Origin of the sequence: Pseudomonas sp. PDM21, from assembly GCF_014852505.2 — a bacterium.
Lineage (GTDB): Bacteria > Pseudomonadota > Gammaproteobacteria > Pseudomonadales > Pseudomonadaceae > Pseudomonas.
Genome location: NZ_CM181223.1, coordinates 201,271 through 224,960, shown reverse-complemented (window position 1 = coordinate 224,960; position 23,690 = coordinate 201,271). Strand labels below are relative to the sequence as shown.

24 protein-coding genes are annotated in these 23,690 nt (G+C 66.8%); 15 read left to right on the top strand and 9 right to left on the bottom strand.

Annotation, left to right across the window (positions count from 1 at the left end):
- The first annotated feature begins 1 nt into the window (after nucleotide 1).
- Genes IB275_RS01075 through IB275_RS01060 form a run of 4 tightly spaced genes read left to right on the top strand, consistent with a single transcriptional unit; the run spans nucleotide 2 to nucleotide 4,304 of the window.
- Nucleotides 2–274, top strand: a complete 273-nt coding sequence (locus IB275_RS01075; protein WP_045213351.1) for a flagellar biosynthetic protein FliQ — start codon at nucleotides 2–4, stop codon at nucleotides 272–274.
- A gap of 4 nt (nucleotides 275–278) precedes the next feature.
- Nucleotides 279–1,079 (top strand): flagellar biosynthetic protein FliR, encoded by an 801-nt coding sequence (fliR, locus tag IB275_RS01070; RefSeq protein WP_192294088.1) that lies wholly within the window; start codon nucleotides 279–281, stop codon nucleotides 1,077–1,079.
- Nucleotides 1,072–2,205, top strand: coding sequence for a flagellar biosynthesis protein FlhB (gene flhB / locus IB275_RS01065; protein WP_192294090.1), 1,134 nt, complete (start codon nucleotides 1,072–1,074; stop codon nucleotides 2,203–2,205). The genes fliR and flhB overlap by 8 nt, the downstream gene beginning before the upstream one ends.
- Nucleotides 2,206–2,207: 2 nt before the next feature.
- Nucleotides 2,208–4,304 (top strand): flagellar biosynthesis protein FlhA, encoded by a 2,097-nt coding sequence (locus IB275_RS01060; RefSeq protein WP_192225558.1) that lies wholly within the window; start codon nucleotides 2,208–2,210, stop codon nucleotides 4,302–4,304.
- Nucleotides 4,305–4,505: 201 nt separating this feature from the next.
- Here the strand turns inward: IB275_RS01060 and IB275_RS01055 are convergent, their stop codons facing one another.
- Nucleotides 4,506–4,868: a PilZ domain-containing protein gene (locus tag IB275_RS01055; protein ID WP_192294092.1), complete on the bottom strand. Its 363-nt coding sequence runs from the start codon at nucleotides 4,866–4,868 to the stop codon at nucleotides 4,506–4,508.
- Between the two features lie 372 nt (nucleotides 4,869–5,240).
- Here IB275_RS01055 and IB275_RS01050 point away from each other — a divergent pair, with 372 nt between their 5' ends.
- The 6 genes from IB275_RS01050 (at nucleotide 5,241) to IB275_RS01025 (ending at nucleotide 12,358) form a co-directional block, all read left to right on the top strand.
- A complete protein-coding gene (locus tag IB275_RS01050; RefSeq protein ID WP_192294094.1) occupies nucleotides 5,241–6,362 on the top strand; it encodes a PAS domain-containing protein in 1,122 nt (373 codons plus the stop codon).
- Nucleotides 6,359–7,795 carry a sigma-54 interaction domain-containing protein gene (locus IB275_RS01045; RefSeq protein WP_192294096.1) on the top strand — a complete coding sequence of 479 codons (1,437 nt, stop codon included), beginning with the start codon at nucleotides 6,359–6,361 and terminating at the stop codon, nucleotides 7,793–7,795. Before IB275_RS01050 ends, IB275_RS01045 begins: the two co-directional genes overlap by 4 nt.
- 329 nt (nucleotides 7,796–8,124) lie before the next feature.
- Entirely contained in the window at nucleotides 8,125–8,724 is a 600-nt protein-coding gene (locus IB275_RS01040) for a dimethylamine monooxygenase subunit DmmA family protein (protein ID WP_192294098.1), read from the top strand.
- Nucleotides 8,721–9,689 (top strand): PDR/VanB family oxidoreductase, encoded by a 969-nt coding sequence (locus tag IB275_RS01035; RefSeq protein WP_192294100.1) that lies wholly within the window; start codon nucleotides 8,721–8,723, stop codon nucleotides 9,687–9,689. The genes IB275_RS01040 and IB275_RS01035 overlap by 4 nt, the downstream gene beginning before the upstream one ends.
- 14 nt (nucleotides 9,690–9,703) lie before the next feature.
- Nucleotides 9,704–10,720 (top strand): heme-dependent oxidative N-demethylase family protein, encoded by a 1,017-nt coding sequence (locus IB275_RS01030; RefSeq protein ID WP_192294102.1) that lies wholly within the window; start codon nucleotides 9,704–9,706, stop codon nucleotides 10,718–10,720.
- Nucleotides 10,721–10,828: 108 nt separating this feature from the next.
- Nucleotides 10,829–12,358: an APC family permease gene (locus tag IB275_RS01025; protein ID WP_192294104.1), complete on the top strand. Its 1,530-nt coding sequence runs from the start codon at nucleotides 10,829–10,831 to the stop codon at nucleotides 12,356–12,358.
- A 261-nt stretch (nucleotides 12,359–12,619) separates the two neighbouring features.
- On the opposite strand, the gene IB275_RS01020 is transcribed toward IB275_RS01025, so the two are convergent.
- On the bottom strand, nucleotides 12,620–13,549 hold the full coding sequence (locus tag IB275_RS01020) for an AEC family transporter (protein ID WP_138213277.1): 930 nt from the start codon (nucleotides 13,547–13,549) through the stop codon (nucleotides 12,620–12,622).
- A 101-nt stretch (nucleotides 13,550–13,650) separates the two neighbouring features.
- On the opposite strand from IB275_RS01020, the gene IB275_RS01015 reads away from it, so the two are divergent.
- A complete protein-coding gene (locus IB275_RS01015) occupies nucleotides 13,651–14,526 on the top strand; it encodes a LysR substrate-binding domain-containing protein (RefSeq protein WP_192294106.1) in 876 nt (291 codons plus the stop codon).
- Between the two features lie 61 nt (nucleotides 14,527–14,587).
- On the opposite strand, the gene IB275_RS01010 is transcribed toward IB275_RS01015, so the two are convergent.
- Nucleotides 14,588–15,268, bottom strand: coding sequence for an SDR family NAD(P)-dependent oxidoreductase (locus IB275_RS01010; RefSeq protein WP_192294108.1), 681 nt, complete (start codon nucleotides 15,266–15,268; stop codon nucleotides 14,588–14,590).
- A gap of 164 nt (nucleotides 15,269–15,432) precedes the next feature.
- Entirely contained in the window at nucleotides 15,433–16,383 is a 951-nt protein-coding gene (locus tag IB275_RS01005) for an adenosine deaminase (protein ID WP_192294110.1), read from the bottom strand.
- A gap of 196 nt (nucleotides 16,384–16,579) precedes the next feature.
- On the opposite strand from IB275_RS01005, the gene IB275_RS01000 reads away from it, so the two are divergent.
- Nucleotides 16,580–17,662 (top strand): calcium:cation antiporter, encoded by a 1,083-nt coding sequence (locus IB275_RS01000; RefSeq protein WP_138213280.1) that lies wholly within the window; start codon nucleotides 16,580–16,582, stop codon nucleotides 17,660–17,662.
- A 2-nt stretch (nucleotides 17,663–17,664) separates the two neighbouring features.
- Nucleotides 17,665–18,171, top strand: coding sequence for a nucleoside 2-deoxyribosyltransferase (locus tag IB275_RS00995; protein WP_192294112.1), 507 nt, complete (start codon nucleotides 17,665–17,667; stop codon nucleotides 18,169–18,171).
- 96 nt (nucleotides 18,172–18,267) lie between these two features.
- Here IB275_RS00995 and IB275_RS00990 read toward each other — a convergent pair whose 3' ends face one another.
- Both IB275_RS00990 and IB275_RS00985 read right to left on the bottom strand, forming a co-directional pair.
- A complete protein-coding gene (locus IB275_RS00990) occupies nucleotides 18,268–19,290 on the bottom strand; it encodes an energy transducer TonB (RefSeq protein WP_192294114.1) in 1,023 nt (340 codons plus the stop codon).
- An 85-nt stretch (nucleotides 19,291–19,375) separates the two neighbouring features.
- Nucleotides 19,376–20,338 (bottom strand): CobW family GTP-binding protein, encoded by a 963-nt coding sequence (locus IB275_RS00985; protein ID WP_192294116.1) that lies wholly within the window; start codon nucleotides 20,336–20,338, stop codon nucleotides 19,376–19,378.
- Between the two features lie 76 nt (nucleotides 20,339–20,414).
- Between IB275_RS00985 and IB275_RS00980 the strand changes: the two genes are divergently transcribed.
- Complete coding sequence (locus tag IB275_RS00980; protein ID WP_192294118.1) at nucleotides 20,415–20,771, top strand: NADH:ubiquinone oxidoreductase; 357 nt, start codon at nucleotides 20,415–20,417, stop codon at nucleotides 20,769–20,771.
- A gap of 138 nt (nucleotides 20,772–20,909) precedes the next feature.
- Here the strand turns inward: IB275_RS00980 and IB275_RS00975 are convergent, their stop codons facing one another.
- The 3 genes from IB275_RS00975 to dksA are packed head-to-tail and all read right to left on the bottom strand — an operon-like array spanning nucleotide 20,910 to nucleotide 23,169.
- Nucleotides 20,910–21,542 (bottom strand): DUF1826 domain-containing protein, encoded by a 633-nt coding sequence (locus tag IB275_RS00975; RefSeq protein ID WP_192294120.1) that lies wholly within the window; start codon nucleotides 21,540–21,542, stop codon nucleotides 20,910–20,912.
- On the bottom strand, nucleotides 21,542–22,744 hold the full coding sequence (gene zigA, locus IB275_RS00970) for a zinc metallochaperone GTPase ZigA (protein WP_192294122.1): 1,203 nt from the start codon (nucleotides 22,742–22,744) through the stop codon (nucleotides 21,542–21,544). Before zigA ends, IB275_RS00975 begins: the two co-directional genes overlap by 1 nt.
- 20 nt (nucleotides 22,745–22,764) lie before the next feature.
- Complete coding sequence (gene dksA / locus IB275_RS00965) at nucleotides 22,765–23,169, bottom strand: RNA polymerase-binding protein DksA (protein ID WP_081518815.1); 405 nt, start codon at nucleotides 23,167–23,169, stop codon at nucleotides 22,765–22,767.
- A 115-nt stretch (nucleotides 23,170–23,284) separates the two neighbouring features.
- Here dksA and IB275_RS00960 point away from each other — a divergent pair, with 115 nt between their 5' ends.
- Nucleotides 23,285–23,686 carry a hypothetical protein gene (locus IB275_RS00960; RefSeq protein WP_192294124.1) on the top strand — a complete coding sequence of 134 codons (402 nt, stop codon included), beginning with the start codon at nucleotides 23,285–23,287 and terminating at the stop codon, nucleotides 23,684–23,686.
- The last annotated feature ends 4 nt before the right edge of the window (nucleotides 23,687–23,690 follow it).

Genomic DNA, 23,690 nt, shown 5'->3' with positions numbered 1-23,690 from the left:
GATGCTCACTCCGGAAAGCGCCGTCGATATCGTCTCCAACGCCGTACACATCACCGCGCTGATCGTCTGCGTGCTGATCGTGCCGAGCCTGATCGGCGGCCTGCTGGTGAGCATTTTCCAGGCAGCCACGCAGATCAACGAGCAGATGCTCAGCTTCCTCCCGCGCCTGCTGATCACCCTGGGGATGCTGGTGTTCGCCGGCCACTGGATCCTGCGCACGCTCTCGGAGCTGTTCATCGAGTCGTTCCACCAGGCGGGCCGCCTGGTCGGCTGATGCCATGCAGCAAGGCGCATCCATCCTGCAGGCCTTCGACTACCTGCAAACGCTGCAGGCCTGGTGGTGGCCCTTCTGCCGGATCATGGCGGTGTTCGCCCTGGCGCCGATCTTCAGCCACAAGGCGATCCCCATGCGCCTGCGCATCCTCCTTGGCCTGGCCCTGACCGTCGCCCTCGGCGCCGCGCTGCCGCGCCCGCCGGCCATCGATCCGCTGTCCGCGCAGGGCCTGCTGGTGGCGCTGGAGCAGATTGCCTTCGGCCTGATGCTGGGCCTTGCGCTGATGTTGGTGTTCACCGTGTTCACCCTGGTGGGCGACGTGATTTCCACCCAACTGGGCCTGAGCATGGCGGTGTACAACGACCCCATGAACGGCGTGTCGTCGTCCTCGATCTTCTACCAGCTGTACTTCATCCTGCTGGTGTTCCTGTTCCTCTCCATCGACGGCCACCTGCTGGTAGTGAGCATCCTCTACCAGAGCTTCGTCTACTGGCCGGTAGGCAGCGGCCTGCATTACCTGGGGCTGGAGTCGGTGGCCGGCAGCCTCGCCTGGGTGTTCTCCGCCGCCGTGCTGATCACCCTGCCGGTGGTGTTCTGCATGACCCTGGTGCAGTTCTGCTTCGGCCTGCTCAACCGCATCTCGCCGGCACTCAACCTGTTCTCCCTGGGGTTTCCCATGGCGATCATCGCGGGCCTGGCGTGCATCTGGCTGACCCTGCCGGACATCCCCGAGAACTACCTCAAGCTCACCCGCCAGCTGCTCGACGCCATCGGCGTGATCTTCCGCGAGGGGCGCCATGGCTGACCAGCACAGCGCCCAGGAGAAAACCGAAGAGGCCTCCCAGCAGAAGCTGAAAAAGAGCCGCGAGGATGGCCAGGTCAGCCGCTCCAAGGACCTCTCCACCACCCTCTCACTACTGGCCACGCTGGTCGCGCTGAAGTTCTGCGTGGAGCACTTCTACGATGGCATCAGGCAGGGCTTTGCGCTGTCCTTCATCGATCTGCGGCACAGCGAGATCGGCCTGGACGACCTGCCGCTGGTGCTCGGCCACCACCTGGTGCTGTTCATCACCACGCTGCTGCCGCTGCTGGTCACGCCGCTGCTGGTGGTGCTGTTCTCGATGATCCCCGGCGGCTGGATCTTCTCCAGCAAGAACTTCATGCCCAGGCTGTCCAAGCTCAACCCGATCACCGGGCTTGGGCGCATCTTCTCGATGCAGAACTGGACGGAGCTGGCCAAGTCGCTGCTCAAGATCGTCGTGCTGATCCTCGTCGCCCTCTATCAGTTGCACGGCGCCCTGCCCGGCCTGCTGGCGCTGCAGCGCAGCAACGTGCACAGCGCCATTGCCGCCGCCTTCGGCACCTTCTACGACATCACCCTGTCGCTGCTGGTGGTGTTCATCCTGTTCTCGGTCATCGACATCCCGATCCAGTACTTCTTCTTCAAGAAGAAACTGCGCATGACCAAGCAGGAGCGCAAGGAAGAGCACAAGAACCAGGAAGGCCGCCCGGAAGTGAAGGCGCGCATCCGCCAGATGCAGCGCCAGCTGGTGCACCGGCAGATCAGCAAGACGATCAGGACCGCCGACGTGGTGATCGTGAACCCGGTGCATTTTGCCGTGGCGCTGCGCTACGACCCCAAGAAGGCCCAGGCGCCCTACGTGGTCGCCAAGGGCCTGGACGAGACCGCGCTGTACATCCGCAAGCTGGCCAGGGCCCATGACCTGGAAGTGCTCGAGTTACCGCCACTGGCCCGCGCCATCTACGCCACCACCCAGGTGAACCAGCAGATCCCCGCGCAGCTGTACAAGGCCGTGGCCCACGTCCTCACCTACATCCTCCAGCTCAAGGCCTGGCGCTCCGGGCGCCGTGAGCGGCCGGAACTGATCAAGAACGTCCCCATTCCCGAAGAACTGCTGAACAGAGTCTGACCATGCGCCTACTGCAGTCACTATTGCCGACCTTCCAGAGCGGCCGCATCGGCATCCCGCTGATCATCCTGTCGATCCTCTCGATGATCATCCTGCCGCTGCCGCCGCTGGTGCTGGACGCCCTGTTCACCTTCAACATCGTGGTGGCGATCCTGGTGCTGCTGGTCAGCGTGTCGTCGAAAAGTCCGCTGGACTTTTCCCTGCTGCCCACGGTGATCCTGGTCACCACGCTGCTGCGCCTGACCCTGAACGTCGCCTCCACCCGCGTGGTGCTGCTCGACGGCCACACCGGCACGGGCGCGGCCGGCAAGGTGATCGAAGCCTTCGGCCACGTGGTGATCGGCGGCAACTTCATCGTCGGCCTGATCGTCTTCGTGATCCTGATGATCATCAACTTCATGGTCATCACCAAGGGCGGCGAGCGTATCTCCGAGGTGACCGCGCGCTTCACCCTGGACGCCCTGCCCGGCAAGCAGATGGCCATCGACGCCGACCTCAACGCCGGCCTGATCGACCAGAACGAAGCCAAGCGCCGCCGCTCGGAAGTGGCCAAGGAAGCCGACTTCTACGGCGCGATGGACGGCGCCTCGAAGTTCGTCCGCGGCGACGCCATCGCCGGCATCCTGATCCTGCTGATCAACCTGTTCGGCGGCCTGGCCATCGGTGTGTTCGTCTACGACCTGCCGGCCGGTGCGGCCTTCCAGCGCTACGCCCTGCTGACCATCGGCGACGGCCTGGTGGCGCAGATCCCGGCGCTGCTGCTGTCCACCGCGGCGGCAATCATCGTCACGCGGGTCAACGAGTCGGCGGAAATCACCAGCCTGGTGCGCAAGCAGATGCTGGCCTCGCCGTCGCTGCTCTACACCGTCGCCGGCATCCTCGTGGTGCTCGGCCTGGTCCCGGGCATGCCGCACATCGCCTTCTTCGCCTTCGCCGCACTGGTGGCCTTCATCGCCTGGCGGCTGTCGCTGGCCGGCCCGCCCATCGAGGCGCAGACGCTGGAGCAGACCCAGGCGCTGACGCAGGCCATGGACCAGGAGCGCGCGCAGCAACTGGGCTGGGAAGACATCCCGCTGGTGGAGCGCCTGTCGATCTCGCTGGGTTACAAGCTGGTCAGCCTGGTCAACGAGGCCAGCGGCGCGCCGCTGCCGCAACGGATTCGAGGGGTGCGCCAGACGCTCTCGGAAAGCCTGGGCTTCCTCCTGCCGGAAGTGCAGATCCGCGACAGCCTGCGCCTGAAGGCCTCGCAGTACGCCATCCACATCAACGGCGAGCGCATCGACGGCGCGGAAATCCACGCCGACCGGCTGATGGCGATTCCCTCGCCGGAACTCTACGGCGAGATCGACGGCATCCTCGGCGTCGACCCGGCCTACCGCATGCAGGTGGTGTGGATTCTCCCGGCGGACAAATCCCGCGCACTGAACCTGGGCTACCAGGTGATCGACTGCGCCAGCGTGGTCGCCACGCACCTGAACAAGGTGGTGCGCGAGCACCTGCCGGACATCTTCAAGCACGACGACGTCGAGCACCTGATGCAGCGCCTGACCTTGCAGGCGCCCAAACTGGCCGAATCGCTGAAGGCGCAGCTGACCTACTCGCAGCAGCACCGGGTGTTTCGCCAGCTGCTGCAGGAAGAAGTGGCGCTCAAGGACATCGTCACCATCGCCAGCGCCCTGCTCGAAGGCAGCGAGACTACCAAGGACCCGGTGCTGCTGGCCTCCGACGTGCGCTATGCGCTGCGCCGCAGCATCGTTTCCTCGATTGCCGGTGACCGCCCGGAGCTGAGCGTGTTCGTGCTGGAGAACGCCCTGGAGAACACCCTGCTCGGCGCCCTGAGCATCGCCCAGCAGGCCGGCCCGGTGAGCCTGGACAATATCCCGGTGGAGCCCAGCCTGCTCAACCAGCTGCAGCACAGCATGCCGGTGGTGAAGGAAAAGCTGCGCAAGGAAGGCCACCCGCCGATCCTCACCGTGATGCCGCAGCTGCGACCGCTGCTGGCGCGTTACGCGCGGGTGTTCAGTCCGGGGCTGCACGTGCTGTCGCAGAACGAAATTCCGGAGCGGGTGGGGGTGCAGATTATGGGGACGTTGGGGTAGGGAGTTCCAGGGAGCCCGGAGCTGGGTGTTGCCCTCTCCCTAACCCTCTCCCTGAAGGGAGAGGGGACTATCCCGAGTGGGCTGGAGGTTCAGCGCTCGCCGGCTAACACTGTGGTTGCAGCGCACACCGAACGACTCCCTCTCCCTTCAGGGAGAGGGCTGGGGAGAGGGTGCAACAGGCCCGCACCCAAGCCAACCCCATCACGACAACCGTGCCCGCCCCAACAGACTGCGGTTGAAACTCACCGACATCGACGTCACCAGCTCGGTGAACGCCGCGCTCGGCCGGTCCAGCTTGAAGCCCTGCTCGAAGCGCGCGGTCTTGGCGTCCTTCTTCGACCACTGGCAGATCGCAGTGATATCCACCGAGCGGGTGTGATCCTCGCGCACCGGAATCTCCAGGCGCATGTCGTAGCAGCTGCCCGGCGCCAGCGGCTCCTCCGTCACCAGCCGCAGGCCACCCATCGAGACGTCCAGGACCACCCCCATGGGGTCGCCACTCAGGCGGTTGGTCACGTTGATCTGGCCGATATGGCGGAAGGTCAAACGGCGGTGCTTGCGCATGGCGGCCTCTTGTAGGGAACGGGCTCTGGGACGGGCGCTTCAGGGAGCGAAACGCGCGCGCATCCTAGCAGCGCCAGCACCTCAAACGAACTCAAAAGCTATCAACTGGCCAGTATTTGCCACGAAATCGCCGCGCCTTCCATCGCCCGGCGCGGCGCTGCAACCCTGCAGCGGATACTCTGCAAACTGCGCTGCAGGGTTGCCCTCAGTGCTGCGTTTTTGCACACACCCGTGCATGCAACCCCGTGGCACACGGGCGTTTCAGGCTGGCATGCAACATGCCTTGGTCTCCTTGAGTGCCGCTCGTTTGCGGCCGTGCGGCCGCATCGCCGTGTTGGGAATTTGCCTTGGAGATCTGCCTTGGAGGGAAAAATGGACCCACTGAAACTGCTGCTGGACAGGGGCCTGCTGCTGTCCGACAGCCTGACGTCCCAGGGACGCTTCATCGAAGTCTCCGCCGAGCAGACCGATCAGCTCGGCTACGCACCGGGTTCGCTGGACGGCCAGGGCGCCGAGCTGATCTACACCGCGGACTCGCTGAACGCGTTGATGCAGTTGTTCGCCAGCCCGCCGGCCGATGAACGCGTGCAGGACCTGGAGCTGACGCTGATCCGCCACAATGGCGGCTTGCTGCCGGTGCTCGCCAGCGGCGTGCTGCAATGGCGCGACGGCGAGCCGGCTCGCCTGCACCTGGTGAAGATGCCACTGGGGCCGATCAGCCGCCGCCTGGGTGAGCTGCAGAGCGCCAACGAGGTGATGAGCCAGATGCTCTTCAGCGCGCGGGTCGCTTACTGGTGCATCGAGTTCGCCGAGTCGGTGGACGTGCGCGAGACGCCCGACGAGATCGTCCGCCAGGTGTTCGAAAATCGCTCCTACTGGCGCATGTGCAACCGCGCCATGGCCAACATCTACGAGATGCCCGCCGACGTCGATTTCAGCGAGCAGCCGGTGCGCCTGTACTGGCCACGCAGCCCGGCCAACGAAGAGTTCGTCCGGCGCCTGATCGAGGCGGAATTCCACGTCGACGGCGCGCTGTCGGTGGATCGCCGCCATGACGGCTCGCCGGCCTACGTGGAGAACGACGTGCGCGCCAGCATCCACAACGGCCGCATGCTGCGCATGTGGGGCAGCCTGCGCGACGTCAGCCAGGAGCTGCGCATGCAGCACGACGCCGAGCAACGCATCGAAGCGCTGCGCCGGGTGTTCGACGCAGTGCCCGACGCCGTCCTGGTGATCGACGAGCAGGCCCAGCCGCAATGGCGCAACGCGGCCTTCGAGCAGACCTTCGGCATCACCCGCGCCGCCGGGCTGGCCTCGACGCTGAACCGCATGCCACTGCCCGAACGCACCTGGCAGGTACTCGACCTGCCCGACCAGTTCGGCAACTACCAGTCCTTCAACAGCCACTGCTCGCGCATCCTCATCCGCGAGGGTGTGGCCTGGCGCGTCTTCGTGCTGCGCCAGGCGAACAACGCGACGGAGCTGCATCCATGAGCGAAGAAGGCTTCTTCGCACCGCTGCGCATGGGCATGCGCTCATCGGTCAGCGCGTCGGGCGAGATGCTCTCCGCCCTGCTGGAAACACCGGCGCTGCATGCGCTGCTCGACAGCTTCAGCGAGGCGCTGATCGTCTGCGACGGCGACTCGCGGGTGCGCTTCATCAACCTTGCGGCCGAGCGGGTCAACCGCGTGACCCGCGTGGACGTGCTGGGCCTGCCGGATGTGGACTTCTTCCAGCGTTCGGCGCTGCAGTTCGACGATTTCCAACAGGCCCTGCGCCGCGGCGGCAAGAGCGCGCTGACCCGCTCGCGCGATGGCCGGGTGTTCCTCACCCGCGCCCAGGCCGTGCCGACCACGGCCTACGAGAAGCCCTACTGCCTGCTGATCCAGCGCGAGTACGAGCCGGGCACGGCGGGCAGCCTGCGCAGCCCTTCCGGGCGCGCCTCGACCACCGACCTGCAGGGGCTGGGCGACCCGCAGGACAATGCGTTGCACATGTCGCCGCTGCTCTCCTCCATCGCCGACATGGGCGTGCGCGCCTTCCGCCGCCGCGCGCGCCTGCTGCTGCTCGGCGAGCCCGGCGTGGGCAAGACCGCCATCGCCCGGCATATCCACCGCGCCGCCGGCTGGGGCGACCGCCCCTTCATCGACGTGAACTGCGCGAGCATTCCGGAAACCCTGTTCGAGTCGGAGATGTTCGGTTACGAGCGCGGCGCCTTCACCGGCGCGTTGCAGTCGGGCAAGCGCGGCTATATCGAGGGCGCCTCGGGCGGCACGCTGTTCCTCGACGAGATTGGTGAAATTCCGCTGCAGGTGCAGGCCAAGCTGCTCAAGTTCCTCGAGGACGGCACCATCCAGCCGGTGGGTTCGCCGTTGTCGAAACAGGTCCAGGTGCAGGTGATCGCCGCGACCAACAAGGACTTGCGCGCCCAGGTGGCGGCCGGCGAGTTTCGCGCCGACCTCTACTACCGCCTGGCCGTGCTGCCGGTGGAAATCCCGCCGCTGCGCGCCCACCGCGACGATCTGCCGGTGCTGATGGACATCCTCCTGGCGCGCATCAACCGCGACCGCCAGCCGCCGCTGCGACTCGCTTCGGGATGCCGTGAACGCCTGCTGGACTACGACTACCCCGGCAACATCCGCGAGCTGGTGAACATCTTCGAGCGCCTCGCCGTGCTGGCCGACGACGTGGCGGAAGAGCTGCACCTGCCGCCGGAACTGCTCGGCGCGCCACCGGCCGGCAGCCCCGTCGCCCACGACGAACCGGCGGCGGCCATCGACGACCAGCCACTCAAGGCCCAGGTGCAGCGTTATGAGCGCCAGGTGATCCTGCGCGCGGTGCGCCTGTGCGGCAGCAAGCGCAAGGCGGCGATCCACCTGGGCATCGATGTCGGCACGCTGATCCGCAAGTTGCAGCGGGACGATTGAGCCCCCTCCGCTCCCCTTAGGATGGGTGGAGCGGAGAATCCGCCCCACTGAAATCCAACTCCTGCACGGGACCACCCGGTCACGCCGCCTTCCCGCATCCGGCAGAAATCCCCCTGCGACATTCCACCGCTGCAAGCCTGCCTACAGGCGTTGTCATTTCTGCTTACACCTGCGTTTTCATATTTTTACTTTTCCTTTTAATTTCAATCACTTAACTATTTGGCACAGCCTGTGCTCTGTGTATCTCCGACCCGTGGCCGTGCACGGGTCCTCGAATCGCGCCGGCGCTCCTGACCGAGAGAGCCGGCAGTTCTGGAGGCACAAGAATAATGCTCATCACAGGTATCAAGAGCCGGCCGGTCTACGACCAGTTGCGCCCGCTCGCTGGTGGTCACCACCACATCATCGCCGGCCAGGGCAGCGGCGGCGCCGCCATGCTCCGCCTGCTCGCCGAGATGCCGCGCAGCGCGCCCATCCGCGTGCTGTACGCCACCGAATCCTTCTCCGGCCAGGATCACCTCGCCGCGCTGCGCGACATCACCGACGTCGAGCTGTCGATCTACCCGAGCAACCGTGCGCTGGTCGATGACCTGCACGCGCTGCTGGGCCAGTCGCGCATGGGGACCCGCCTCTACCTGGCCGGCTCCGAGAGCTTCATCGGCACCGCAATGCAGGCCGCCGACGCGATCAACCTGAACAAGGACGAAGTGCTGCGCGAACACGCCGGCTCCTTCGTCCGCCGCGTCTGGTGCGTGCATTGCGACGGCTACACCGAGAACGTCACCCAGCGCGTCTTCGAGTGCCCGCACTGCGCCCGCACCCTGGTGGTCCGCGACCACTACTCCCGCCGCCTCGCCGCGTTCCAGGCGGTGAAGGCCGACGCCGAAGTCCCCGGCGAACTGCCCGATGCCGAGGAGCTCGACACATGAGCCAGTCCAACGGAACCCTGAACGTCCGCGTCACCCGCATCGAGCAGGTGACCCCGGAGATCAAGCGCTTCACCCTGGCCTCCACCGATGGCGCGCACCTGACGCCGTTCTCCGGCGGCAGCAACGTCGTGGTGCTGATGCCCCATGCCAGCGGTACCTACCGCAACGCCTACTCGCTGATGAGTTCGCCCTACGACGCCAGCGCCTACCAGATCGCCGTGCGCCGCGTGGAAGAAGGCCGTGGCGGTTCGAAGCACATGCATGACGTGGTGAAGGAAGGCGACGAGCTGGAAATCCTCCGCCCGGTGAACCTGTTCCCGCTGAGCAAGCACGCACGCCTGCACCTGTTCATCGCCGGCGGCGTGGGCATCACCCCGGTGTGCTCGCAGCTGGCGGAACTGCGCCTGCGCGGCACGCCCTTCGAAGTCCACCTGGCGGTGCGCGGCAACGCCCATGCGCGCCTGGGTGAAGAACTGCTGCAGGAATACGGCGACGCTGTGCGCCTGTACCGCGACGACCGCGGCGAGCGCCTGAACATTTCCGCCGTGCTGGCCGACCGGCCGCTGGGCAGCGACGTCTACGTCTGCGGCCCCGAGGGCATGATCCAGGCGACCATCGACGCCGCCCACGCCCACGGCTGGACCGACAGCCACATCCACTACGAGCGCTTCCTCGAACAGGGCAGCGTCGGCGAGGCGTTCCAGGTCACCCTGGCGCGCAGCGGCGCAACCATCGACGTGTCGCCCGACCAGAGCCTGCTGGAAGCCGCCGAGGCCGCCGGCCACGAAATTCCGTACCTGTGCCGCGGCGGCGCCTGCGGCATGTGTGAGACCAACGTCCTGGAGCTGGACGGAGAAATCCTCCACACCGACGACTGGCTGTCCGACGAGGACAAGGCCGCCAACCAGAAAATCATGCCCTGCGTGTCGCGCGCCAAGTGCTCGCGGCTGGTCATCGACTGCTGAGCCGGAGAACGACCATGACCATCCAATTCCGCCCCGACGAAACCTACCGCGACGACTACACCTACGCCAACAGCCAGGCCTGCATCGACCGCGCGCCCTGGCCCTTCCCGGACGACGAGTACATGTACTCGATGAACCTGGAGCCGCACGTCTCGGTGGGCACCGACGCCTTCCGCGCAGTGTTCGACATCGACGAGCACTACATCAGCGAGTGCCGCGACCGTGCGATCACCCTGGAGAAGGATCCGGGCATGCACTACGTCTCCGCGCCGCACATGATGGAGGCGCAGTGGGACCTGCTCGAACTGATCATGGAGTCCTACGCCAAGGATTACCCGGAGTACTTCTCCCTGGAGAAGGACGGCACCCGCTGGCACTGGACCAACAAGCTGCTGAACATCGACGACACCTTCACCTTCGGTGATCCGTCGACCCTGCCCTATGAGCCGATGGAATACGTCACCCGCCAGGCCCAGGGCGACTGGGTCCTGCAGGAAGAGCGCGACGGCACCCTGTACTGGGGCGCGGGCATCGCCACCCAGCGCGCCGACTACTCGTTGCGCTTCAACCTGGGCATGGCCTGGCACGAGTTCCACGGCCCGGTGCCGCTGGTCAAGGAAACCGGCATGCTCGACCGCGCGCTGAAGTTCCTCCTGCGCCTGCGCAACGGCCACCCGGTGCGTCGCCTGAACTGGTCGCTGACCGTCAACCCGCGCCTGGACGTGTCCGCCGAATCCCTGCCCGAGTGGGCGCCGGACCGCACCACAGTCACCGCCGAGAATGCCGGTCAGAAGGTCTACTTGCGCATCGAGCTGCAGCCGCTGCACCGTCTGCCGCGCAGCAACGCCATCGTGTTCCCGATCCGCACCTACCTGCTGAGCCTGGAAGACATCGCCACCAACCCGGCGTGGGCCAAGCGCATGCACCGCGTGCTCAAGAGCCTCGACCAGCAGCTCGTCGACTACAAGGGCTTCACCCGCTACCACCCGCAGACGGTGCAGTGGCTCTCGCAGTTCGACGACGGCCAGTAAGTCCACAGCAGTACACACAACTAAAAACCCGAAAAGGGATCCGGCGGGCGTCGTGAGGCCTGCCGGTCGATTGCCTTCTGCCCATCAACCCCCCGAGAGGAAACAACGATGAGTGGGTCCCCTGCCAAGCGTGCCGCTGGCGTAACCGATTCCGATGCCGAGCAGCTCGCTGCCCTCGGCTACAGCTCCAACTTCGAACGCAGCATGAGCCTGTGGGAGAACTTCTCCCTGGGCTTCACCTATCTGTCGCCGGTGGTCGGCGTCTACACCCTGTTCGGCCTGTGCCTGGCCGCCGGTGGTCCGCCGATGTTCTGGACCTACCTGCTGATCGGCCTGGGCCAGATGCTGGTGTGCCTGGTGTTCTGCGAAGTGGTCTCGCAATTCCCGATCTCCGGCGGCGTCTACCCCTGGGCGCGGCGCCTGGTGGGCAAGCGCTGGGCGTGGATGGTCGGCTGGGTGTATGCCTGGGCGCTGTGCACCTCCATCGCCGGCATCGCCGTGGGCGCCAGCCCGTACATGGCCGCCATGCTCGGCTTCGAGATGCACGGCAACGCCGCCATCGGCATCGCCCTGGCGCTGATCGCGCTGTCCACCGTGCTCAACCTGTCCGGCACCAAACTGCTGGCCCGCGTCGCCATGTTCGGCTTCATCTGCGAGCTGGGCGGTGCGCTGCTGGTGGGCGGCTACCTGCTGATCTTCGAGCGTCACAACGACTTCAGCGTGCTGTTCAACACCTTCGACATCAGGATCGACGGCAGCTACTGGCCGGCCTTCCTCGCCGCGTCCTTGGCGGGGCTGTTCCAGTACTACGGTTTCGAGGCTTGCGGTGACGTCGCCGAGGAAACCCCGAACCCCGGCAAGATGATCCCCAAGACCATGCGCATGACCATCTACATCGGCGGCGCCGCCGCGATGTTCGCGTGCCTGGCGCTGATCCTCTCGGTGCCGGACATCCAGCGCGTGATCAACGGCGAAGACACCGACCCGGTGACCACCATCCTCGCCAACGCCTTCGGCCCGGTGGGTTCCAAGCTGGTGATGGCGGTGGTGATGGTGTCGTTCGTGTCCTGCGTGCTGAGCCTGCAGGCCGCCGCCAGCCGCCTGCTGTTCGCCTATGCCCGCGACGAGATGATCGTCGGCAGCAAGGCCCTGTCCAAGCTCAACACCAATCACGTGCCGGCCGTTGCGCTGGTGGTGGCGGGCGTGATGCCGGCGGCCATCGTCTGCCTGGGCCTGTTCATGGGCGACGCCGTGGCCACCATTGTCGGCTTCGCCGCGATCGGCATCTACGTGTCCTTCCAGCTGATCGTCATCGCCTCGCTGATCGCCCGTGCCAAGGGCTGGGTGCCCGGCGGCCACTTCAGCCTGGGCAAGTGGGGCGTGCCGGTGAACGTCGCAGCGCTGGTCTACGGCGTGGCGGCGATCACCAACATGGTCTGGCCGCGCACCCCGGACGCGCCCTGGTACATGAACTATTCGATGATCCTCACCACCGTCGTGGTGATCGGCGCGGGCCTGGTCTACATGCTGCTGGCCAAACCCTACGATAAGGGCACGGCACCGGCGGGTGACGCCCACCGGATCTCCGGCCGCCAACTACCCGCGCGCGCTGCGGGCGCGCTGACCGAACCGGCTTGATCGCAACGTTGACGCAATTCGGGCCATACGCCTGAGGGGCTGCGTCTGGAGCGTCACCTTTCCCCGGTGACGCTCCCCCTGCGTTTGCGCAACGGACCCGCCATCCCCGCGATGGCCGGTCCGTTTTTTTATGCCTGCATGGCGGCTTTCGCAGGATGGGTGGAGCGCAGCGACACCCATGCTGTGCGTGGGTGGAATCGATGGGTATCGCAAGCCCCACCCATCCTACGTTCAGGCTTTCCTGAACGATCGCACCCTTGCCTATCGGGCAATCCACAGCAGACAAAGCGAGAGCGTGACCAGCGACCCCAGCGTCGACACCAGGATGCTTCGCGACACCACCGCCGCCTCGCGCTGGTAGTACTCGGCGAGCATGAACGGCCCGGTGCCGGTGGGCAGCGCGCTGAGCAACAGCGCCGAATCCGCCCACAGCGGTGGCAGGTCGAAGACCTTGTAGGCGAGGAAGCCGGTAAGCAGCGGCTGGCCGACCAGCTTGATCGCCACCAGCGGCCAGGCGCCGACCTGCTCGCCTTCCTGTTTCTGCGCCAGGAACAGGCCCAGCGAGACCAGCGCGCAGGGCGTGGTGGCGGCGGCGAGCATGTCGAGGAAGTGCAGCAGCGGCGCCGGCAGGCCGATGCCGGTTACGGCCCAGAGGCCACCGATGATCGGCGAGACCACCAGCGGGTTCTTGCCCAGCGCCTTGCTCACCACCCAGACGGCGCGGCCGATGTGCTTCTCCTCCTGCAGGCCGACCTCGATGCACACCACGGCGATGGCGAACAGCACGCAGACCACCAGCAGCGAGGCGATCAGCGCCGGCTCCAGGCCGTCCTGGCCGAATACCAGCAGGCACAGCGGAATGCCCATGTACCCGGTATTGGCGTAGGACGCACTGAGGCCGTCGATGCTCGCCGCCGGCAGCGCGCGGCCCTGCATCAGGCGCCAGACGAGGGTGGCGAAGAACACCAGCAGGCAGCCGCCGGTGAAGGCGGCGAGGAAGCCCGGCTGCCAGATTTCCGCCCAGGTCGCGGTGGCGGTGACCTTGAACAGCAGCGCCGGCAGGCACAGCCAGACCACCAGCTTGTTGATCTCCGAAGCCGCCTGCGGGCCGAGACGGTTGGTGCGCCGGCACAGCCAGCCGACCAGGATCAGCGCGAAGATCGGCAGGACGACGGCGAACACGGTGTGCATGGCAGGGAACCTGGAGAGCGGGAGCGGCAGGCGAGCATAGGGTTGCCAATCGATACCGTCCAATGCTTACTAAAGCGCCAATCCATACCCAAACCGTATCGATGATCGACTTCCGCCAGCTGCGCTATTTCCTCGCCCTCGCCGAGCAACTGCACTTCGGCCGAGCCGCCGAGGCACTGCACATCACCCAGCCGCCGCTGAGCCGGCAGATCGCCGCGCTGGAAGAGGAACTGGGCACGCCGCTGTTCGCCCGGCATTCACGCTCGGTGGAGCTGACCGCCGCAGGCCGCGACTTCCAGCAGCAGGCCCGGACGCTGCTCGCCGGCCTCGACCTCGCCGTGCGCTCGGCACGCGCTACGGCACGCGGCGAGCGCGGCGAGCTGCGCATCGGCTTCACCATGCTGGCTGCCTGGACGCTGCTGCCGCGCCTGCTGAAAACCTTCGCCGACGGCCACCCGGAGGTGAAGCTGGTGCTCAACGAGATGCTCCCGCGCGATCTGGGACCGGCGCTGGACAGCGGCGAGGTGGACGTCGCCCTGACCTTCCCCGAACACGAACCGGGCCAGCGACTCTATCGCACGCTGCAGCGCGAGCCGCTGTGCGCGGTGCTGCCGGCCGAGCACGGTTTGGCGCAGGAACCTGAGTTGGACGTGGCCAAGCTGGCCGGCGAGCCCTTCATCACCTTCCCGCCGGCCACCGCGCCGGCGCTGCACGAATCGGTGATGGACTGCTGCCGCCAGCACGGCTTCGTCCCGGCGGTACGCATGGAAACGCACCTGCAGCAGACCATCGTCAACCTGGTGGCCGAGGGGCTGGGCGTGTCACTGGTGCCGGACTCGATGCGGCGCATGCAACTGCCCGGCGTGGCCTTCCGCGCCATCGGCCGGTCGCCGCAGGTGGAGTACGGCGCGGCCTGGAGCCCGCACAACGATAACCCGTGCCTGGCGGCTTTCCTGCGCAGCGTGGGGGCAGCCTAGACACCCTGTAGGAGCGGCGGATAACCCGTGCCGGGTTATGCGCCCTACGGAAGCCTCGCAATCAGACGCGGCCGGTCACCGGGATGCACGCACCGGTAATGGCCGCCGCCGAATCCGAGGCGAGGAACAGCAGCGTCGCTGCCAGTTGCTCCGGTTTCACCCAGCGGTCGAATTCCGCAGTGGGCATGTCGGCGCGGTTCTGCGGGGTGTCGATGATGCTCGGCATCAGCGCGTTGACGGTGATCCGCGCGTCCTTCAGTTCCTCCGCCAGCGCTTCGGTCAGGCGCATGACGCCGGCCTTGGACGCCGCATAGGCCCCCATGCCCAGCGCCGCGCGGGTCGCAGCTGCGGCAGCGATATTGAGGATGCGCCCGTGCCCGCGCGCCTTCAGGTGCTCCAGCGCAGCCTGGCTGGAGACCACGGCGGTGCGCAGGTTGATGCGGTACATCAGGTCCCAGGTGTCGATGTCACCATCGCCCAGGGTTTCCCAGTGGAAGCCGCCGGCCACGTTGATCAGCGCGTCGAGGCCGCCGAAATGCTCGTTGACCTTTTCCAGCGCGGTGCGGGCAGCGTCAGGGTCGGTGAGGTCGATGCCGCCGATGGACAACGCACCGGCCTGTGGATATCGCGGGCCGACGGCGCGGTCGAGCAACGCGACCTGCCAGCCGGCGTCGGCGAACGCCTGGCCGACCACACTACCCAGATGGCCGAAGCCGCCGGTGATGGCGACGATCCTGTTCATGCTGCTACCTCGTGACGGTGGGAGAGGCGTTCTTATAGGGGTAGCAGGGGTTGTGCGAAAGGTCGCGGGCGCCAGATGAGGGGACGGATCAGGACGGGGTGTTCTGGGGGAGATTCGATGCTGGGTGAGGGGGCAGGCCCGCAGCGGAGCCGCCCCCTGAACCCCTACTTCACCAACCGCGCATCCAGGCTGTTCTGCGCCAGCCGCTGCGCCTGCTCCCGGGTCATCCCCAGGTGCTCGTGCAGGGCCTGGAAGTTCTCGGTGACGTAACCGCCAAAGTAGGCCGGGTCATCCGAGTTCACCGTCACCTTCACGCCACGCTCGAGCATGTCGAGGATGTTGTGCTCGCGCATGTGGTCGAACACGCAGAGCTTGGTGTTGGACAGCGGGCAGACGGTCAGCGGGATCTGCTCGTCGATGATGCGCTGCATCAGCCGCTCGTCCTCGATGGCGCGCACGCCGTGGTCGATGCGTTCGATCTTGAGCAGGTCCAGGGCTTCCCAGATGTACTCCGGCGGGCCTTCCTCGCCAGCGTGGGCGACGGTGAGGAAGCCTTCGCTGCGGGCGCGGTCGAACACGCGCTGGAACTTGCTCGGCGGGTGGCCGACTTCGGAGCTGTCCAGGCCGACGGCGATGAAGGCGTCGCGGAACGGCATGGCCTGGTCGAGGGTCTTGAACGCCTCGTCCTCGGACAGGTGGCGCAGGAAACTGAGGATCAGGCCATGGCTGATGCCAAGCTGCTTCTCGCCATCCTTGAGCGCGCCCTGGATGCCACGCAGCACCACCTCGAAGGGCACGCCACGGTCGGTGTGGGTTTGCGGGTCGAAGAACGGCTCGACGTGGATGACGTTCTGCGCCTTGCACTTCTCGAGGTACGCCCAGGTCAGGTCGTAGAAGTCCTGCTCGGTACGCAGCACGTCGGCGCCGGCGTAGTAGAGGTCGAGGAATTCCTGCAGGTTGTTGAACGCATAGGCCTTGCGCAGGCTCTCGACGTCGCCCCAGGGCAGGGCGACCTTGTTGCGCTCGGCCAGGGCGAAAAGCAGCTCGGGCTCCAGCGAACCCTCCAGGTGCAGGTGCAGTTCGGCCTTGGGCAGGGCATTGAGCCAGTCGTACATGGGTGAGATCTCGTTATTCAGGCAATCGGGCCAATTATCGCACGGCCCGGCAAGGGTGCAGGCGAAGTTGCCGATGACGGGCAGGTCGTCGAAAGCTGCGAGGCGCGTCCCGCTGTCGCCCGGCGTCGGCTGGTGCGGCCCTCGGGCATTGCCTAAGATGGCGCACTCGCCTCTTACGTCAATGGACATCCCCTCGATGCTGCGCGCGCTCAAAGACGAAAAATTCCTCCTCCTCGCCCTGCTGGTGGCGATTGCGGTGTACCCGCTGGAGCACAGCCTGCTGGGCGGCGGCAAGATGCTCGCGGGGATCGCCGCCACCGCGCTGCTGGCGGTGATCATCGGCGTCTCGCTGCGCGTGGCGCACCACGCCGAGATCCTCGCGGAGAAGGTCGGCGAGCCCTATGGCACCATGATCCTGACCCTGGCGGCGGTGCTGGTGGAGGTGGTGATCCTGGCGATCATGATGAACCACAACCACTCGCCAACCCTGGCCCGCGACACCATCTACGCGGCGGTGATGCTCGACATGAACGGCATCCTCGGCCTGGCCGCGCTGCTGGGCGGCCTCAAGCACGGCGAGCAGTCGTACAACGACGACTCGGGCAAGACCTACGTGACCATGATCCTCACCGCCGTGGGCATCTCCATGGTGGTGCCGGAGCTGATCCCGGCCGAGCAGTGGAAGCTCTACTCGTTCTTCACCATCGGCTGCATGGTCATGCTCTATGCGCTGTTCCTGCGCATGCAGACCGGCCAGCACAGCTACTTCTTCAGCTACAACTACGCGACCCACGGCGAGCACGCCGAAGGCCACGAGGCACCGGGCAACAGCAAGCAGTCCATGGCCCTGCTGGTGTTCGGCGTGGTACTGATCGGCGCGCTGGCGGAGGTGATGTCCAAGGCCCTGGACGTCGGCCTGGAAGGCAGCGGCGTACCGCCCATCGTGCCGGCGCTGCTGGTGGCGGCGATCTCCGCCAGCCCGGAAATCCTCACCGCCCTGCGCGCGGCCATGGCCAACCGCATGCAGCCGGTGGTCAACATCGCCCTGGGCGCCTCGCTGTCCACCGTGATCCTCACCGTGCCGGTGATCGAGGCGCTGGCGCTGTTCAAGGGCCAGCCGATCCAGATGGCGATGACCCCGCTGCAGACCGGCATGATGTTCATCACCCTGATGGTCGCCGGCTACAACCTGCATGACGGCAAGACCAACGCCATCGAAGGCATGACCCACTTCGTGCTGTTCGCCACCTTCCTGATGCTGTCGTTCATGGGACTCTGACCATGCTCAAGCTGTACCTCGCCGGCCCCGACGTGTTCCTCCCCGATGCCTTCGAGCAGGGCGAGCGGCTCAAGGCCCTGTGCACCGAGTTCGGCGTGCAGGGGCTGTACCCGCTGGATCACTCGGTGCCGGAGGGCATCGTCGAGCCGGTGGCCCAGGCACGCTGGATCTACCAGGCGAACCTCGAGCTGATCCGCCAGGCGGACGCGGTGCTGGCCAACCTCAACCCCTTCCGCGGCGCCGAGCCGGACAGCGGCACGGCCTTCGAACTGGGCTACGCCGCCGCGCTGGGCAAGCCCCTGTTCGGCTACATCGACGAAGGCGGCAGCTGCGCGGAACGCCTGCCCTGCGAGTGGCACGGCGAAGAGCCGGGCCGCGATCGTGACGGCAACCAGATCGAGGGCTTCGGCCTGCCGCTCAACCTGATGCTCGGCGTGCCGGCGAAGATTGCCGTAGGCGGCGCACGGGAGGCGCTGGAGCTGCTGCGCAAGGCGCTGATGCCCCTGTAGGAGCGGGCCATGCCCGCGATCTACACCTGCCGCCGATCACCCGGCAACAAAAAACGCGCCCTCGGGCGCGTTTTTCGTTTGGCTCGGTAGCCGCCGTCAGCGACGCCCCTCGAGCTTGAAGAAGAACACCTTGGTCGCCTGGCGGGCGACGATCCGGCCACCGCTGACGCGTGGTTCGAAGCGCCACTTGTCCATGGCATCACGCACGGCGTTGTCGAACATGCGCGGCGGCGAGGACTCCAGCACCTGGATGTCGGCGATGCGGCCATCGCTGGTGATGGTGAACAGCACCTTCACCCGGCCTTCGATGCCGCGGTTCAGCGCCATGCGCGGGTAGACCGGCGGGTCCATGCGCAGCGGCTTGATGTCGCTGTCGTTGAGACTGCCGGTGGGCAGGCCGGCGGGGCCCTGGGAACCGGTCGGCGCGGCCTGGGCGCCCTGGGTGAACTGGCCGACGGTGGGCGCGGCGGGCGGCGGCGGTGCAGCCGGGGTCGGCGGCGCGACGGCTTCCTCGGCGGGCTCCGGGTCCGGCTCGGGCTTGGGTTTCGGCTTGGGCTTGGGCGACACCTTGGGCACGGCCTTCTCGGGCGGCTTGGGTTTCGGCTTGGGCTTCTCCACCGGCTTGGGCGGCTCGATCGGTTTCGGCGGCTCGGGCTCCGGCGGCGGCGGAGTCGGCGCGGCGGCGGGCGGTTGCTGCACTTCGGGCTTGGGCGGCAGGGTGACGACGCTCACCTGCATGGCCTTGGGCATCTCGCCGGCACCCAGATTCAGTTCGGCCGGGGTGGGCATCACCCAGAGCAGCGCGGCGACGATGGCCAGGTGCATGGCAATCGCCAGGCCCGAGGACTTCCACCAACCACCGTGGGGCGGCGGCTGTTCGCCGTCTTCCACGCCTTCGACCGGCGCGGCGTAGGGAATCAGGACCTCTTCGGGAACCACTTCCTCGTCGCGGCGGGGACCAGCACAACTGACGAGTCGCAGGGTGGCCTCATTGACGCGCTGGGCGTTCACGCTGGGCAAATGGGCGCCGTCATCCGCCGTGGCGGAAGTGAACAGCTGTTCCTCAGCGTCCACGGCAAGACTGGCGTCCGCCGCTTTGCGCGGTTGGGGTAACGACATGAGAAAGCCTGCGGGAAGAGTTCACGAAGCAGTATCTGCTGATAATTATTATCATTCACTCGTTACGCGAGGGCAACCTTCTCTGTCAGATCGGTGCGATGGCGCAGCGCAAAAGTTCGTCCTGCAAGGCCTGTGGATCAAGTTCGGCGGCGAATATCAGCTCTATCCGGCTGTCCTTGCGCCAGGCGCTGGGCGTCCACGGCGCCGGACCAACGGTACGGTTGCAGGCCAGCCAGGCAGCCTCGCCGCGCACCACCGCCTTGGCCCGCATCAGGCTGGGAAGCCCGGCCAGCCAGGCGTCCAGCTCGGCCGTGCGGAAGCGCCAGTCACGGTGGAAGCGCCAGCCGACCGCCTGTCGGCCCTCTTCGACGCGCACCTGGCGCAGCGGCGCTTCACGACGCAACAGCACCGCCGGTCCGGCGGACAAAGCGCCCTGCGGCATATCAGCGCCCGCCGCTTCTACTGGCGCGCTCGGCAGCCCGTCCAGCGGCAGGCGGCCGTGGTTTGTCCAGCGCAACGCCACCTCCGGCAAGCGTTCAGCAAGGGCCGCACGCGCCGCGTCATCCAGCGCTTCGGACTTGTTCATCAGCAGCAGCGCCGCGTCGCCCAGCGCCAGCTGCTGCGCCTCCGGCAGGGGCTGCCCGGCGGCCAGTGCGGTAGCATCGAGCACCATCACCAGCGGCTGCACCGCCAGCACGCCCTGCCAGGGCGCGGCGCGCAGTTGCGCCAGCAGTTGTGCGGGATGGCCAAGGCCGGAAGGCTCGATGAACAGTCGCTGCGGCCTGGCCTTGCGCAGCAGCCGGCCGAGGCCGACCTGGAACGGCGCGCCGTTCACGCAGCACAGGCAGCCGCCGGCAACTTCGCCCAGGGCGATGCCGTCCTCGTCGCGGGACAACAGCGCGGCGTCCAGGCCGACCTGGCCGAATTCGTTGACCAGCACGGCCCAGCGCTCACCCGCCGGGCGTTGCGCCAGCAAGTCCTGCAGCAGGCTGGTTTTGCCCGCCCCGAGGGGGCCGGCGATGAGATGAGTCGGGATCTGCTTCAACATTCGCCCATGGTGCCGCCTGACGCTCGCCGGGAAAAGCGCTAGAGTCGCGGCTTTCTCTCGCCAACCCGGATCGATCATGCGCCTGCTGCTGCCTCTCGCCCTCGCCTGCCTGCCCCTGCTCGCCCACGGCGAGGCCTGCGTGGTGCACACCCAGGGCAAGGACGTCGACGTGAAGGTCTGCCAGCAGAACCGCACCATCCCGGAAAAACTCTTCCGCGAGGGCTTCTGCCAGCCGCAACTCAAGGACCAGAAGGTCGAGGTGACCTACGCCGAAAACTGCCCCAGCGGCGCCTTCGGTGTCTGCGAGAACGCCCAGACCCAGGGCGTGCCCTACCGTCAGGACATCCACTACTACGGCGTGGCCAGCGACGCGCGCATCCTCCAGCCCTTCTGCGAGCAGCAGAGCAACGGCCACTGGCGCAAACCGCAATAGCGGTCATCGCCCTGTCACACGGTTCGGGCTTACTGGCGTCGGGTACCTCACACCCTCCCGGCACCCCACGCCGGACATGATCTTGGTGAATTGGGCCGCTCTCCCCGGGCGGCCCATTTTTTTTGTCCGCGCGAAACCTCAGCCGAGCCAGTCGAGCGTGAGCAGCAGGCGTCGTTCACCCTGTGCCGGCAGCGGCGAACGGTGGACGATGCCGCCGCCGAGATTGCCGGCCCATTTCTCGCCCTTGAACAGCCCCACATCGCCGGCGGCCATCTCGCGAATCTCCGCCCGGCTGACCGGCTCGGCCGCCGCATCGCCCAACCGCGCCCGGGCCATGGCCCACTCCTCCAGCCACTGGCTGGCGGGCCCCGAGTAGGTGGTGACCAGGCGCAACGGCACGTGATCGACGTGGAAGCGCGGACACATGGCCTTGTCCAGGCTGCGCAGGCGCAGGCCGATGCGCTGCGCGCCGGTCAGACAGGCGAAGGCTTCGGCCAGCCATTGCAGGTCGCTGCGAAACAGCGTGCAACCGTCGAGCATGGCGTACTGACGCAGCAGGTCGCCCAGCTCGACGCGCTCATCGACCACCTCGAGGCTCTGCGTCAGGTCCAGCGCCTGGGTCCCCAGCCAGCCGGCGAAGCTGCTGATTTCCGGGTACAGCGTGCGTTGCCAGACGGCCAGGTTGACGTCTTCCTCGAGCACTTCGGCGAGCACCTGCGGATCATCGCTGAGCACCTGGCGCGGCCAGGTGGGGGTTTCGAGGGCGAGCATCAGGCGCCGGCCTCCCAGGGTTCGAACGGATCGGGCAGGCGCTTCCACGCAGTGGTGCCGGCGGCCATTTCTTCATCGTCCAGCAGGCAATGGTCCAGCTCGGCGAACAGCTGCGGGAAGTCCAGGTTCTGGCCGATGAACACCAGTTCCTGACGGCAATCGCCGCTGTCCTCGCGCCAGTGACGCAGCACGCCCTGCAGCTCGGTAGTGTCCTGCGGCCAGTGCTCGCGCGGGACGAAGCGCCACCAGCGCCCGGCCAGGCCGTGACGCATCAGGCCGCCAGCCTGGGACCAGCTACCGGCCTCGCGGTAGCGGCTGGCGAGCCAGAAGAAGCCCTTGGAGCGCAGCAGCCGACCGTTGCTCCAGGGCTGGGCAAGGAAGTCGTGGAAGCGCTGCGGGTGGAAGGGCCGCCGCGCCCGGTAGACATCCGAGGAAATACCGTAGGCCTCGGTCTCCGGCAGGTGCTCGCCGCGCAGCTCCTTGAGCCAGCCCGGCGCCCGCTCGGCGCGCTGGAAGTCGAAGCGGCCGGTGTCGAGGATGCTCGCCAGCGGCACCTGGCCCATGACCATGGGCTGGATGTCGGCGTCCGGGTTGAGCCGGCGCAGGATCGCCAGCAACTCATCACGCTCGGCGCTGCCGATCAGGTCGATCTTGCTCACCAGGATCACATCGGCGAACTCCACCTGTTCCACCAGCAGGTCGCTGAGCGAGCGCTCGTCGTCCTCACCGAGGGTTTCGCCGCGCTCGGCGAGGCTGTCGGCGCCCTGGTAGTCGGCAAGGAAGTTCAACCCGTCGACCACCGTAACCAGCGTGTCCAGCCGCGCCAGGTCAGACAGGCTGCGGCCCTGCTCGTCGCGGAAGGTGAAAGTCTCGGCCACCGGCAGCGGTTCGGAGATGCCGGTGGACTCGATCAGCAGGTAGTCGAAGCGGCCTTCGCTGGCGAGGCGGCTGACCTCTTCCAGCAGGTCCTCGCGCAGGGTGCAGCAGATGCACCCGTTGCTCATCTCCACCAGGCGCTCCTGGCCACGGTTGAGGCTGACATCGCGCTGCACCTCGCGGCCGTCGATGTTGATTTCGCTCATGTCGTTGACGATGACCGCGACCTTGAGGTCCTCACGGTTCTTCAGCACGTGGTTGAGCAGCGTACTCTTGCCGGCGCCAAGGAAGCCGGACAGGACGGTGACAGGGAGTGGGGCGTTCACGGGGATCATCTCCAGGGAATTCAGGCTTCGCGGACGTGCAATTCGCGCCGCTCCTGGCGCTCCTTGGCCTCGATGCACAGCGAGGCGGTGGGGCGCAGCAGCAGGCGGCGCAGACCGATCGGTTCGCCGGTTTCCTCGCACCAGCCGTAATCGCCCCGGGCCAGGCGCTCCAGCGCCTGGTCGATCTTGTCGAGCAGCTTCTTCTCGCGCTCCAACAGGCGCAGTTGCCACTGGCGCGACTCCTCGCGGCTGGCGACATCGGCTTCGTCGCTGGCCCGCTCGGTGTCCTGCAGCGCCTGGAACTCCTCCTCGATGCGCCCCTGCAGTTCGTCGCGCTGATCCAGCAGCAGTGCGCGGAAATAGCCCTGTTGCGCCTCGCTCATGTAGGCCTCGCCGGGCTGGGCGAGCAGTTCCTGTTCGGTCATGACCGTCTCCGGAAGGGAGTGATCTTTTATGTTATATTATAACAATGCGCGCTCGACAATAGCCTGCCGACGTGCGATATCGACGCTTCGCTCCACCCATCTGCCGAGACCCTCGATGCTGCGCCGCGCCCTGCTGCTCTGCCTGTTCGCTCCCTTCGCCCACGCCAGCGGGTCCGCGCCACTGCCTTTCCCCGGCGAGGAACCGGCGCGCTGCGCCTGGTCGGCTTCGGTGCTGGCCTGCATGGACGATTCGGGGAATCTCTACAGCGTCGCCACCCAGGGCCACGACACCTACCTGCGCGGTTTCGAGGCAAGCAGCGGACGACGTTGGGCGCAGACCGGCACGCGCTATGGCAGCCTGACCTTCTTCAGCGGGGTGACCAGCGATGGCCAGGTGTGGGTCGGCACCAGCCGCGGTATCGGCTGGACCAACATCAGCCGCTTCAGCAGCTCCACGGGTGACAGTGCGCGACTGACCTGCGGCCGGGTCAGCGGTTGCAAGCAGCATGTTCGCTGACGAG